The organism is Chryseobacterium sp. 6424 (genome assembly GCF_003692615.1).
In the GTDB taxonomy this organism is placed as follows: Bacteria; Bacteroidota; Bacteroidia; order Flavobacteriales; family Weeksellaceae; genus Kaistella.
On sequence record NZ_CP023540.1, the window covers coordinates 1,025,300 to 1,037,879 of the forward strand.

Sequence of the window (12,580 nt, forward strand, 5' to 3'; positions counted from 1 at the left end):
GAAAGAACTACCCCCGTTTTTTACAGACTTTCACGAGTGGCGACGCATTGAAAGAACTGGGGGAATCATTTTCCGGCAAGTTTCTTCAGCATCCCGTTAAATATGAGTCCATGAAAAGGCAGTACGGAATACCAATAGAGCCGCCCCGAAAGTCCCAAAGGACGAAAAGTAGCTTCCTGATGAAGGATGCCGTCTTTGATTTTAAACTCCAGCCAGGCTTCACCCGGAACTTTCATTTCGGCAAAAAGCAGCAGCCTTTTTTCGCCTTTGTCGGCATACAATACGCGCCAGAAATCTACGGAATCACCAGCCTCCAGATGGTTGAGGTTGCGGCGCCCCCGGCGTATGCCCACGCCACCGAAGAGACGGTCGAGGAAACCGCGCATCCGCCACAGAAAATCTGCGTAATACCAGCCGGTTTTACCGCCAATACTGAAGATTCTTTCCGTGGCTGCCGCTTCATCGTTCACTTTCATCTGCCGAATGTCTTTAAAACAACCTTTCGACGGAACTTCCAGATACTGCCATACATTTCTGGCATGAAAAGGTCCTGAAAAAGAGTCGTACCAACTTGAAAGTACATCGTTTTGTTTAATTTTATCAAAAGCCATGGCGATGGCTTCCTTGTAAGAGAATAGCTGTATGCCAAGTTGTTCGGCCAGGTGGTTCTCCTTGGCGATGACGTCCACCTTCATGCTGTCAACCAGGTTTTTTGCGAGCGGATAACTGGTGCTGGTCAAGAAATACAACCAATAGGATGAAAAACGTGGCGTCATAACCGGCACCAGGTAAATGCGGCGTTTCAGGTGACGGGCTTCCGCGTACTGCAAAAGCATTTCGCGGTAAGACAGGATATCGGTACCCGCAATATCGTAGTTTTTATTAAACGTAAATGTTTTCCCCAAAACGCCCACCAGAAACTGTATGACATTCCGGATGGCAATTGGCTGGCAACGGGTTCGCAGCCATTTAGGCGCAATCATAACGGGTAGTTTTTCTACAAGATCGCGGATGATTTCAAATGAAGCGCTGCCAGAGCCTACAATGATGCCTGCCCGAAGGCTTGTGAGTGCATATTTTTCGCTTTGCAAAGCTTCTTCTACCTGTTTGCGCGACTGTAAATGTTTAGAAAGCCGTTCGGTATTGATGATGCCTGTGAGGAAAATGACTTGGCGTACATTCGTTTTTTCGAGGGCTTTTTTAAAGTTTAGGGCCGATAAAGTCTCTTTCTTACTGAAATCCCCGTCATCTGAAGACATAGAGTGGATCAGGTAATACGCGACATCTATTTCTTCCGGAATGTTCTGAAGCGTATGCTCATCCAAAAAATCATTCTCGATGATTGTTAACAGATGCTGCTGATTTTTGAAGAGTTTTGTGCTGAACCTGTTGCGGTCGCGCACCGAGCAGATGACTTCGTGGCCTTCTTCCAGTAGCTGTATCAATAATCTTTTGCCAATGTAGCCTGTGGCGCCGGTGAGAAAAATCTTCATGCCGTAAAAATCTTTGATAATATCTTGTAGCGACTTTCAAAAATGAATTTCACACGGTTTTTAACGGCTGCGCCAGCCAATAAATCGCCCAACAGTCCCATGGGGAGCTTATAATTGACGATGTCGGTCATTTTAACGGAACTATCTGAAAGTTCCTCGAAATGATGTTCATGATGCCACATGGCATAAGGCCCAAACCGCTGTTCGTCCACAAAAAAGGCATGTCTTCGGTTGTTGTGCGACTGGGGAGCCTTAAGGTGTGTGATTTCTGTAATCCAGTTGTTTTTAATGAAGGGCATAATACCGATCTTATATGTAATGATCTGGCCAGCATAGGTTTCGGTTACCGGTTTATTGGTAATGCTGAAGTTCATCTCTGCCGGTGTAATACGGTCGAGGTTTTGTGGGACAGTGAAAAAGTCCCAAGCTTCTTCCATGGAAATAGGCAAAACCTGCGCTGATGTGAGGGTGTATATCCCCGACTGTTTTATAATGTTACATTCCATGGTTTGTTGGGGTATCCCATTTCTTTTTAAGGTATTCGAAAAGCAACACAATGCTGTATAGCAATGTATAGCAATAGAAACTGTCTTCAAGCGGCATGGTGCCTACCCGGATTCCTAATATTTCCTGAGGATCGTAAAACACCACAGGATTTTCGGAGTAATTTCCAGTCAATGCATTATTAACGAAGTAAAAAGGAAGATAAATGATGATGAAACTAAGGTAGAAGCGTTGCGCGTCCTTCCAGCGGTAAATCAGTTGGCCAAGCATCAATACTGCGAACAGGCCGAAGCTGCAGAGTGTGTAGATCTTATCGGTATTCATTACCGCTACAAGTGCAGAAACTATGAATAAAATAAGCGAGATCCCGAAGGTTATTTTCTCGTTTAAAATAATTTTAGGGTAAAAATATTCCAGCGCGTAATGTATGAACACGCTTGCATAAGGGATCAACAGAAAGAAAAGCCATTCTTCCAATGGTAGGTTAAAGATTCTGAAACCTATTAGATATTGGTCATTAAACCCCCAAACATCATTTACGGTGAAGTAAATATCCCAGGCGATAAAGAATAATCCTACCAGAAGTATCGAAGAGAAATATGCTTTCCAGTATTGTATGAAATGCATCCTTTTCCGTTCAAAACTGAAGATGAATGGTATCGAAAAACTTAAAACATCAAGTAAAAGATAGTAGTATGACTCCAAGATTTATTTTTTTACGGTAGATAGACGTGCTTCACGAAAATATTTAAACGGAACGAACAGCATCCCGAAACATTCGCCATCCTCTTTGTCCAGATGTTTATGATGGATTTTATGCGCTTTCCGCAACCCTCGGAAATACCAATTATTGGTCTTATCAAACCATTTGAAACGGCGGTGGATCAGCACATCATGTACCAGGAAGTAGCAGATGCCGTATATCAAGATGCCCAATCCTACGAAGAACATCCAGTTCACTTCTCCACGGCTCCCAAAATAGAACAGCAGGATACTCGGAATAGCAAAAATCACAAAGAAAAAATCATTCTTTTCAAAGACATGCGGATAGCCCGGCTGATGGTGGTCTTCATGAAAATACCAGCCCAAACCGTGCATGATATATTTGTGTGTGAGCCACGTAATCCCTTCCATTCCTACAAATACCCCAAGGGTGATGAGGATGAAACCAAGTGTTTCCATAGTTTAAATCTTAAAATGGTTTTTAATTCTTTTTATCAGCTCCTGGTCGGTAGATTTCTTATATTCAGCCAACATAAAGGCTTTATCGCTTTTCAAGTCTTTATTATAACCTAAAAATCCGGGCGCGCGCTCCTGTGTCATAAATCTCAGGAAGCGTATTTCAAGATTCGCAGGCTCCTTTTTGGCAGCGTTGTCTAGTGCGGTCCGTCCTTTTTTGAAGTATGAAAATTGACGCATCGGATTGCTGCTGTGTTTTGCGAGCATAAAGTTCCCCATGGCGTAAAAGGCTTCATGGATGGGTTTCTTGGTAGCTTCAAAAGCTTTTTTCGACTTATCCACTAAGCTTGCTGCTGCAGTTTCAGAGTCGGCACCTTCCTGCATTAAAGCCCGGTAGGTGCTCACATCTTGTGCATTAACAAATAAATATAAAATTACAGCAAATAGGGTAAAGGTCTTTTGTCTCATTATACCAGATTTAGGTTTTTATTCAGCATCATTTCCCCGAAAAGATAAATATTGCGGGCATTTGATACACTGATTCTTTTGTGAAGCAGCGCTTCAGGTTTAGTCCGGCGGATTTTTTTAAACAAATTGATATAATATTTATAGGCCATAAAAACCGCGATTCGGCTCGAGATCGGCAGCATTTTTATGCCTTTAAAGGCGTGCTCGAAGTCTGCCGCGATGTCTTCTTCAATGGCTTTCTTATCTGCCAGGCTGAACTTTCGGAAATCTACATTCGGGAAGTAGGTGCGGTTCAGGTCATTGAAATCAGCGCTGATATCGCGCAGGAAGTTGATCTTCTGAAAAGCTGCGCCCAAACTTTGTGCATAAGGTTTCATCTTTTCATATTCTTCATCATTTCCGTTCACGAAGACCTTTAAACACATCAGTCCCACTACTTCCGCAGAACCATAGATGTACTCGTTATACTTGTCATCATTTAAGTCTTTTATTTCACCCAAATCCATCTTCATGGAATGGAGGAAAGCGTCAACCAAATGTTGCGGAATATTTTTTTCGCGCTGGGTAAGGCAAAATGAATGTAGGATCGGATTTAGCGAAATGCCGTTTTCCAGGGCACTACGGTAATTCTGCTCAAACTCTTCCATAAGTTTGGCTTTATTGTAGTTATGGAACGTATCTACAATTTCATCAGCAAAACGTACAAAACCATAAATGTTGTAAATATGTTGCCGTATTTCGGGCTTAAAAAGCGTGGACGCGCGCGAAAAAGAGGTGCTGTATTTTTCGGTGACCATTTTCGAGGAATGTCCACATACTTTATCAAAAATTTCCAGGTTATTCATCACTTATATGTTTTTAAATTTGCTTGAACCGGCGGAGGATATACTCGCTTACCACCTTGCCTGATATCAGCGCAGGTGGTACACCGGGACCGGGTACAGTAAGCTGGCCGGTGTAGAAAAGGTTTTTTATTTTCTTATTATCTATCTGTGGACGGAGCACCGAAGTCTGCATCAAAGTGTTCGCGAGTCCGTATGCGTTGCCGCGGCAAGAATTGTACCTTTCTTTAAAATCTGATACGCCAAAACTTTTTTTGAATAAAACAGCGTTACGAAGGTTCTCGCCAGTGTTTTTCTCGATCCTGCTCATGATGAGTTCGAAATATCTTTCATGGATTTCCTCGGAATCCTGTAAATCCACAGCGACCGGAATCAAAAAGAAGCCTATTTCCTTGCCTTGCGGGCATAATGTATCGTCGGTTTTGCTGGAGAAATTCGCGTAGAAAAGAGGCTTTCTCGGAAGTGATTTTGTATCATAGATCTCTTCCGCGTGCTTACTGAAATCTGTATCAAAAAATAGATTATGATGCTGAAGTTGTGGTACAGGCCGGTCGAACGCCACATAATATAGAAAAGAGGATGGTGCAAATGTTTTCTTTTGCCAGTAATCTTCAGTATGGTTTCTTTTATTGGCTTCAAGCAGCGTTTCTGTGTGCGCATAATCGGCCCCGGAGATGACGATATCCGCATCGAAAACGCTGGTTTCGGTCACCACTTTATTGGCCAAACCATCAGCCGTAGTAATCTCTTTCACGTTTTGGTTGACCAACATTTCAACACCTAATTCTTTAGCCAGTGCGGCCATGCCTTTTGCTACCGCATTGAAGCCGCCTTTCGGATACCAAGTGCCCAACCCGAAATCCGCATGGTTCATGAAGTTATAAAATGCTGGCGTGTCGCTGGGTTTGGCTCCGAGAAATAGCACCGGAAACTCCAGAATGCTGCGAAGTTTCGGGTTTTTGATCTTTCTTCTTACAGTTTCCGAAATGTTCTGTACGAAAAGTGGCAGCCGTAGTGCGGTTTGCGGACTTACCAGTTCAAGAAGGGATTTACCGGGATTATACACCAAATCTTGCATCGCGATTTCGTAGTTTGCCTTTGCCTTGCGCATAAAGGTCTGTAGATGTCGGCCACTTCCGGGTTCCACCTGTTCAAAGGTTTTAATAATGTCTTCAGGATTGTCCGCGATATCCAGGTAATCATCTTTGCCAAAATATACCCGGTAGGCGGGCGAGAGTTTTTCAAGTGTATAATAGTCGGAGACTTTTTTACCAAAATCACCGAAAAAGCGTTCGAAGATATCCGGCATCCAATACCAGCTTGGCCCCATATCGAATCTAAAGCCATCAATTTCCAGCATAGAGGCGCGGCCGCCAATCTGCTCATTTTTTTCGAGTATGGTCACCTCATAACCTGCTTTGGCCATATAGCAGGCGGAAGCTAATGACGAAAACCCGGAACCGATAATAATTACCTTCTTCATAAATTGGTTTGTTAGAACAAAACTATACTTTTATATTCAAATAAGAAAATAATTTTACTAATTTTGTCTTAGGAATTATAATGTAGTGCCACAAAGTCTCTACAGCGCTTACTGATGCAATTTTTAATCATATTCCCGGTGGCGGCAGTTTGCTTATCTTTGTGGTTTAAAATAAAGATTTTATTACCGGCAAAATACCGTAATAAATGTCCTGAAAAATAAATAGAATGGAGTTAAATTTAATCATTGATATTTTAAAGGAACTCGACGGCCTTCAAAGCAAAAATCCTACCACGCAGATTACGCTGGAGGATTTTCGTTTGCACCTGAATGAAAAAGCCTACGAAAGAGAGAATCCACGAAATTTAACTGAAAAATTCAACCTCGAAGTATTTGATCTTGAAAATGAAATCGCTAAACAGGTGATAATGCTTGGGCGATATTCTAAGCAACTGATAAAGAAGTCGTTAGATAAATATCCTGATCTGGTGAACGAGGATTTCACCTATCTATACAGGATGATGGATTATCCCTCGCTGACAAAAATGCAGCTGATTGAAAAAAACGCACACGAAAAACAAACCGGTATCGAAATCATTAAACGACTGGTAAAAAACGGCTTGTTACAGGAAAGAAAGGATGAGAACGACCGCCGCAGCACCCGGATTTCTGTAACGGAAAAAGGTAAGAAAGTCTTTAAAAAGTCTATGCAAGATATTACGGTTGTCTCCAAAATCATGTGTGGGCAGCTGAATACAGATGAAAAAGAAAACCTGCTGAAGTTTTTGAAGAAGTTAAATACCTTCCACGATACCATTTACAACAACTACCGCCATGAAGGCATTGATGAGATCGAAAAGCTGATTTGATCAGGTGAGGATATTCAGGCTTTTAGGAGCAACCACAATTTTTACGGGCGATTCAATTTCATGAAATTCGCCATCAAGGTGCCAGTTGCGTGTATTGACGTCGAATTCGATCTCCGAAACAGGCAGATACTTCACAAAGTCATCATCGCGAAGCCTTTTTGTAAACATCCGGAAGGCAAATAGCAAGGAATAACGCAAGGGGAATTTTTTCACCAGAACCACATCCACAAGTCCGTCACTTTTACTCGCTTTTGGGGCGATATACGCATTGTTACCGAACTGGCGGGTGTTGGCGATGTTCAGCATCAGGTAGCGGCCATTGTACTGTTGGTAAGCTTGGGTAATGAACCTTACCTCGATAGGCTGATAATTAAAGAAAGTCTGCACCGAAACACGGATGTAATTTTTGAACCCACGGCTGGTTTTTTCGAATTCTTTCACGACTTTTCCGTCAAAGCCGGTACCCGATACGTTGATTGATAGCCGGCCATTAACCGAAAAAGTGTCGATTTTTTTAACATTCCTCGTCCTGATTTTGGCTAAAAGTTCCTTAAGGTTTTTGGTGAATTTAGTTTCATTAGAGAAACCGTTCCCCGAACCGGCAGGGAATATGGCCAGTATTTTATCTGTATGAATGATCTTCTGCGCTACAGTAGAAATGGTGCCATCACCGCCAACCGCCACAAAAATATCCGTACTTTCCATTTGTTGCGCTATATATTGGTACGTGCCGGCGACCGAGTCTGAGATGTAATATCTGGCCGTAGGAACGCTCCTTAATAGCGCATTCAGGAACGGAATGTAGTTTTTACCGGCAGAAAACGGATTGATGATGAAGGCGACTTTCTCCATAGAATCGGGGCGATTACTGAATTTTTAACCGAGATTTAAACGTATCGTTCAGAAATGGTTTGATATCAGCAAACGGTACTTTTATGAGGATGGGGCCGGCTGCATACGCCGCAATCTCATATTGATTGTAGAGGAAATACAGGTGTTGGTCATCAAAGTAAAAATTATTGTTCAGCGGGATGTCTTTTACCAGTAACATCTGTGCTTGTTCGGTATCCAGGTCGTTTTTTAGAAAATTATCCATCAGAATACGGCTCCAGATCTGCGGGTCTTGTGCTTTTAGTATGTCTTTAAGCTGAAGCGTTTTTAGGTTTTCAGTATCAAAAACTTTATAAATTTCATTGTAATAGCCGTGGGCGCCGCCGGTATAGCCATCAGCAGTGTATTGTACAGTAAGGAAATCATTTTTGTCTGAAAAGACTTTCATGGCGCTATGCTGTCCCCAGATCTGTTTGAATTCCGGTGACCAGTCACTTAGCAACTCTTTGATTTCTTGGTAGAAAGCTTCTTTTTTTGTATGGAGTCCTTTTTGGAGCTCCTGTTTGCTGTAATTATCAAGCTTGATGTTCAGTGGTGCATACAGGCTGTCCTGAAGCGTTTTATCTGATATATTCTCGAAAACTAAAACTTTCGCATGAAATTCCCCGGTCAAGACATCGGTGATTTTAGCAGAATCTTCTACTTTAATGGAGTCGGAAACTGAAATCTTATGTATGACTTCTGTTGTAGGCGTATTTACCTTGGGGGTAATTTCAGGGTTTTTTTTACTGCAACTAAAGAGCAATACAGGGATAGTGGAAATAAGAACCGGTGTTTTCATAACAAATTTATTTGTGTACCGACTGCAAAAAACCGTCCAGTCAGACGGTTTTTCATATAAATCGGTTGATATTTCAATTAAACATCAATTTTGGCGTACACCGCGTTTTTCTCAATAAATTCACGGCGTGGTGGTACTTCATCGCCCATCAACATAGAGAATACATTGTCGGCATCTGCCAAACTATCAATGCCTACCTGTTTTAGGATTCGGTTTTCGGGGTTTAGGGTAGTTTCCCAAAGTTGTTCCGGGTTCATTTCCCCAAGACCTTTATAGCGCTGTACTTCCACGCCTTTACCATCAGGTGACAGTTCCAAGGTGAATTCTTCCCGTTCTTTTTCATTATAGGCATAGATTTTCTTATTGCCTTTTTTAAGAAGATAAAGTGGTGGTTGCGCGATGTAGACGTAACCATTTTCAATCAGTTCCTTCATATAACGGAAGAAGAAGGTAAGGATCAGCGTAGAGATGTGAGAACCGTCAATATCCGCATCGGTCATAATAACGATCTTGTGATAGCGCAGTTTGTTGATGTTCAGCGCTTTGCTGTCTTCCTCAGTCCCTACCGAAACACCCAAAGCGGTATAGATGTTTTTTATCTCATCATTATCATACACTTTGTGAAGCATGGATTTTTCTACGTTCAGGATCTTACCTCTTAATGGAAGAATCGCTTGGAAATGACGGTCACGGCCTTGTTTTGCCGTACCACCCGCAGAGTCACCCTCTACGAGGAAGAGTTCTGAGATTGATGGGTCTTTTGAAGAACAGTCGGAGAGTTTACCCGGCAGTCCGCTGCCACCCATAGGGGACTTGCGCTGTACCAATTCGCGCGCTTTTTTGGCGGCCTGACGTGCTTTTGCTGCTAAAACTACTTTCTGAACGATAAGCTTTGCCTCATTCGGGTTTTCTTCCAGGAAGTTGGTAAGCATTTCGCCCACAATCTTGTCCACCGCGCCGGAAACTTCGGAGTTACCGAGTTTGGTCTTGGTTTGTCCTTCGAACTGAGGCTCCATCACCTTAACTGAGATTACGGCGGTTAGTCCCTCGCGGAAGTCGTCGCCGGTTACCTCTACTTTTTCTTTAGCCGGAAGCCCCAACTCGTCCGCGAATTTTTTAAGCGTTCTCGTCAGTGCACGGCGGAAACCTGCTAGGTGAGTACCACCTTCATGGGTATTGATATTGTTAACGTAAGAGTGCAGATTTTCGTTATAAGAAGTGTTGTAACGCATCGCTACTTCTACAGGGATGTCATCTTTATTACCTTCCATAAAGATCACGTTCTGCATGATGCTTTCGCGGTTACCATCGATATATTCTACAAACTCCTTCAGTCCTCCTTCGGAATGGAAGGTTTCGGATTTGAAAGAGCCGTCCTCTTCTTTCTGTCTTTCGTCGGTAAGCGTTATCGTAATTCCTTTGTTAAGGTAAGACAGTTCACGAAGTCTGCTTGCGAGTGTGTCGTAATTGTAGACAAGTTCGGTAAAAATGGTATCATCGGGCTGGAAGAACTGCATGGTTCCTCTTTTATCACTGTTACCGATTTGTTGTACATCCGCCTGTGCCTTACCGCGCGAATATGTTTGCTGGTATATATGGCCGTCACGATATACCGTCGTCACCATCTCGGTAGAAAGCGCGTTAACGCAGGATACTCCCACACCGTGCAGACCACCCGAAACTTTGTAAGAATCTTTGTCAAATTTACCACCCGCACCAATCTTGGTCATTACAACTTCAAGGGCTGATTTCTGCTCTTTTTCGTGGAAATCTACCGGAATACCCCGGCCATTATCGGTAACTTCAATCCCGTTATTTTCCTTGATGGTTACGGTAATGGTGTCGCAGTAGCCGGCCAGCGCCTCATCGATAGAGTTGTCTACCACTTCGTACACCAAATGGTGCAAACCACGAAGGCCTACGTCGCCAATGTACATGGATGGGCGCATACGAACATGCTCCATCCCCTCCAGCGCCTGAATACTGCTTGCTGTATATTGTTTTTGACTCATAATGTTTTATTACCAGCGGTTGAGGGCTGGTTTTAATATAAATTCGGTTAAAATTTTATTGCTGTTTTCAAGTCCTTCGACTGTCTGATAAAAGACCAACAAATATACATAAAATATCCCGGATTTGAAAGCGTTATTGCTTGTGTCATGATGTGTTTTGATTAGAGATATACAACCATTGACTTGCTGAATTGATTAATTTTCAAGCAACAAAAAAATCCTCTGATCTTACACAGAGGATTAAATGATATTTGATGATTAAACAAGCTTCATCAGGATCTTGTCTTCGGTTTTTTCTACTTTAACCAGATCGAATTTAGTGAGATTCTTGGTGGCTTTATCCCATTTCTTGCCAGAGAGTTGGCTTCTGTTTTTCACTTCCGACAGTTCCAGGGGATCGGGTTGGGATCTCAGGATTTCGATGATCGCTTTTTCATCCTCACCGAGTTCAATTTGCGGAACAGCTTTCTCAGGCTTCATCTGAGGGAAAAATAGCACTTCCTGGATGGATGGGTTGTTGGTAAGGAACATGATTAGCCGGTCCATGCCGATGCCCAAGCCTGATGTTGGCGGCATCCCATATTCTAGGGCCCGCAGGAAATCATGGTCAATGAACATGGCCTCATCATCACCTCTTTCACTTAGGGCCATTTGCGCTTCAAAACGTTCGCGCTGGTCGATCGGGTCATTAAGCTCAGAATAGGCGTTGGCGATTTCCTTTCCACAAACCATCAGTTCGAAACGTTCGGTAAGGCCCTCTTTTCTGCGGTGTTTTTTAGTTAGAGGCGACATTTCAATCGGGTAATCGGTGATAAAGGTCGGCTGAATGAAATTTCCTTCACATTTCTCCCCAAAAATCTCATCAATGAGTTTTCCTTTGCCCATGGTTTCATCAACGTCGATACCAATGGATTTAGCAAAATCATAAAGTTCTTTTTCAGATTTTCCGGTAATGTCGAAACCGGTAAACTTCTGGATGGCTTCAGTCATCGAAATTCTTGGATAAGGCGCTTTCCAACTGATGGTGTGCTCGCCAAAGGTGGATTCGGCGGTGCCATTTACCTGAATGGCGCAGAATTCAAGGAGTTTTTCAGTGAAATCCATCATCCAGTTGTAGTCTTTGTAGGCTACATAGATTTCCATAGCGGTGAATTCCGGATTGTGGGTTCTGTCCATCCCTTCATTACGGAAGTTCTTAGAGAATTCATATACCCCATCGAAACCACCAACGATGAGTCTTTTCAGGTAAAGTTCATTTGCGATTCTCAGATATAAAGGAATATCGAGGGCGTTATGATGTGTAATGAAAGGTTTTGCTGCTGCGCCACCGGGGATGGATTGGAGGATGGGCGTTTCTACCTCGAAATATCCAGCGTCATTGAAAAAGGTACGCATGGCGTTGAAAAGTCTTGTTCTTTTAACAAAAACCTCCTTTACCTGCGGGTTTACCGTAAGGTCCACATAACGTTGACGATAGCGGAGTTCGGGATCATTGAAAGCGTCGTACACCACGCCGTTTTCATCCGTCCTGGGTTGGGGAAGTGGGCGCAAAGATTTCGTCAGAATCTTGAAATTCTCAACTTTTACAGTCATTTCACCAACCAGGGTGGTGAAAAGTTCGCCTTCGATACCGATGATGTCCCCAATATCCAAAAGGTGTTTATACACTTCGTTATACAGGGTTTTATCTTCACCGGTACAGATTTCATCACGGTTGAAATATACCTGAATTCTGCCTTCAGAATCCTGAAGCTCTGCAAAACTGGCTTTTCCCTGGATGCGGCGGCTCATCAGGCGGCCGGCAATCTGCACTTTTTTACCTTCCGAAAATGCTTCGCGGATGGTTTTGGTGGTGTGCGATATTTTATACTCTTCAGCAGGAAACGCGTCAATCCCCATTTTGGTAAGGGTGGCGAGTTTTTCTCTCCTGATTAATTCCTGTTCTGATAACTGCATGCTTTGTTGCTTTTTAAGGCTGCAAATTTAGCGAATTTCCGGCAATTTCCGGTCGCTTTCTACAGGAAACATCCGCTGCTGAAGAGTATAGATAGGTTTGGC

12 protein-coding genes are annotated in these 12,580 nt (G+C 43.0%); 1 reads left to right on the forward strand and 11 read right to left on the reverse strand.

Going from position 1 to position 12,580, the window contains the following annotated elements:
- Positions 1 to 65: 65 nt before the first annotated feature.
- Genes CO230_RS04745 through CO230_RS04775 form a run of 7 tightly spaced genes read right to left on the reverse strand, consistent with a single transcriptional unit; the run spans position 66 to position 5,969 of the window.
- Positions 66 to 1,493, reverse strand: a complete 1,428-nt coding sequence (locus CO230_RS04745) for an SDR family oxidoreductase (RefSeq protein ID WP_122027542.1) — start codon at positions 1,491 to 1,493, stop codon at positions 66 to 68.
- Positions 1,490 to 1,999: an SRPBCC family protein gene (locus CO230_RS04750; RefSeq protein ID WP_122027543.1), complete on the reverse strand. Its 510-nt coding sequence runs from the start codon at positions 1,997 to 1,999 to the stop codon at positions 1,490 to 1,492. The genes CO230_RS04745 and CO230_RS04750 overlap by 4 nt, the downstream gene beginning before the upstream one ends.
- Entirely contained in the window at positions 1,989 to 2,702 is a 714-nt protein-coding gene (locus CO230_RS04755; protein ID WP_122027544.1) for a lycopene cyclase domain-containing protein, read from the reverse strand. Before CO230_RS04755 ends, CO230_RS04750 begins: the two co-directional genes overlap by 11 nt.
- Positions 2,703 to 2,705: 3 nt before the next feature.
- Entirely contained in the window at positions 2,706 to 3,179 is a 474-nt protein-coding gene (locus CO230_RS04760) for a sterol desaturase family protein (RefSeq protein WP_122027545.1), read from the reverse strand.
- 3 nt (positions 3,180 to 3,182) lie between these two features.
- Positions 3,183 to 3,644, reverse strand: coding sequence for a hypothetical protein (locus CO230_RS04765; RefSeq protein WP_162989979.1), 462 nt, complete (start codon positions 3,642 to 3,644; stop codon positions 3,183 to 3,185).
- Positions 3,644 to 4,489, reverse strand: a complete 846-nt coding sequence (locus tag CO230_RS04770; RefSeq protein ID WP_122027547.1) for a phytoene/squalene synthase family protein — start codon at positions 4,487 to 4,489, stop codon at positions 3,644 to 3,646. Before CO230_RS04770 ends, CO230_RS04765 begins: the two co-directional genes overlap by 1 nt.
- Positions 4,490 to 4,502: 13 nt before the next feature.
- A complete protein-coding gene (locus CO230_RS04775; protein WP_122027548.1) occupies positions 4,503 to 5,969 on the reverse strand; it encodes a phytoene desaturase family protein in 1,467 nt (488 codons plus the stop codon).
- Positions 5,970 to 6,196: 227 nt separating this feature from the next.
- Here CO230_RS04775 and CO230_RS04780 point away from each other — a divergent pair, with 227 nt between their 5' ends.
- Positions 6,197 to 6,838, forward strand: coding sequence for a MarR family winged helix-turn-helix transcriptional regulator (locus CO230_RS04780; RefSeq protein ID WP_122027549.1), 642 nt, complete (start codon positions 6,197 to 6,199; stop codon positions 6,836 to 6,838).
- On the opposite strand, the gene CO230_RS04785 is transcribed toward CO230_RS04780, so the two are convergent.
- From CO230_RS04785 to lysS, 4 genes are all read right to left on the reverse strand, one after another.
- Entirely contained in the window at positions 6,839 to 7,690 is an 852-nt protein-coding gene (locus CO230_RS04785) for a diacylglycerol/lipid kinase family protein (protein ID WP_122027550.1), read from the reverse strand.
- A 13-nt stretch (positions 7,691 to 7,703) separates the two neighbouring features.
- On the reverse strand, positions 7,704 to 8,510 hold the full coding sequence (locus CO230_RS04790; protein ID WP_122027551.1) for a DUF3298 and DUF4163 domain-containing protein: 807 nt from the start codon (positions 8,508 to 8,510) through the stop codon (positions 7,704 to 7,706).
- 77 nt (positions 8,511 to 8,587) lie between these two features.
- A complete protein-coding gene (gyrB, locus tag CO230_RS04795) occupies positions 8,588 to 10,522 on the reverse strand; it encodes a DNA topoisomerase (ATP-hydrolyzing) subunit B (RefSeq protein WP_122027552.1) in 1,935 nt (644 codons plus the stop codon).
- A gap of 258 nt (positions 10,523 to 10,780) precedes the next feature.
- Complete coding sequence (gene lysS, locus CO230_RS04800) at positions 10,781 to 12,478, reverse strand: lysine--tRNA ligase (RefSeq protein WP_122027553.1); 1,698 nt, start codon at positions 12,476 to 12,478, stop codon at positions 10,781 to 10,783.
- Between the last annotated feature and the right edge of the window lie 102 nt (positions 12,479 to 12,580).

Bases quoted from the DNA above. Each gene is read 5' to 3' on its own strand.
- gyrB (WP_122027552.1), bottom strand. From the start codon at position 10,522: ATGAGTCAAAAACAATATACAGCAAGCAGTATTCAGGCGCTGGAGGGG.
- CO230_RS04770 (WP_122027547.1), bottom strand. From the start codon at position 4,489: ATGAATAACCTGGAAATTTTTGATAAAGTATGTGGACATTCCTCGAAA.
- CO230_RS04780 (WP_122027549.1), top strand. From the start codon at position 6,197: ATGGAGTTAAATTTAATCATTGATATTTTAAAGGAACTCGACGGCCTT.
- CO230_RS04790 (WP_122027551.1), bottom strand. From the start codon at position 8,510: ATGAAAACACCGGTTCTTATTTCCACTATCCCTGTATTGCTCTTTAGT.
- CO230_RS04745 (WP_122027542.1), bottom strand. From the start codon at position 1,493: ATGAAGATTTTTCTCACCGGCGCCACAGGCTACATTGGCAAAAGATTA.
- CO230_RS04765 (WP_162989979.1), bottom strand. From the start codon at position 3,644: ATGAGACAAAAGACCTTTACCCTATTTGCTGTAATTTTATATTTATTT.
- CO230_RS04775 (WP_122027548.1), bottom strand. From the start codon at position 5,969: ATGAAGAAGGTAATTATTATCGGTTCCGGGTTTTCGTCATTAGCTTCC.
- lysS (WP_122027553.1), bottom strand. From the start codon at position 12,478: ATGCAGTTATCAGAACAGGAATTAATCAGGAGAGAAAAACTCGCCACC.
- CO230_RS04750 (WP_122027543.1), bottom strand. From the start codon at position 1,999: ATGGAATGTAACATTATAAAACAGTCGGGGATATACACCCTCACATCA.
- CO230_RS04785 (WP_122027550.1), bottom strand. From the start codon at position 7,690: ATGGAGAAAGTCGCCTTCATCATCAATCCGTTTTCTGCCGGTAAAAAC.
- CO230_RS04760 (WP_122027545.1), bottom strand. From the start codon at position 3,179: ATGGAAACACTTGGTTTCATCCTCATCACCCTTGGGGTATTTGTAGGA.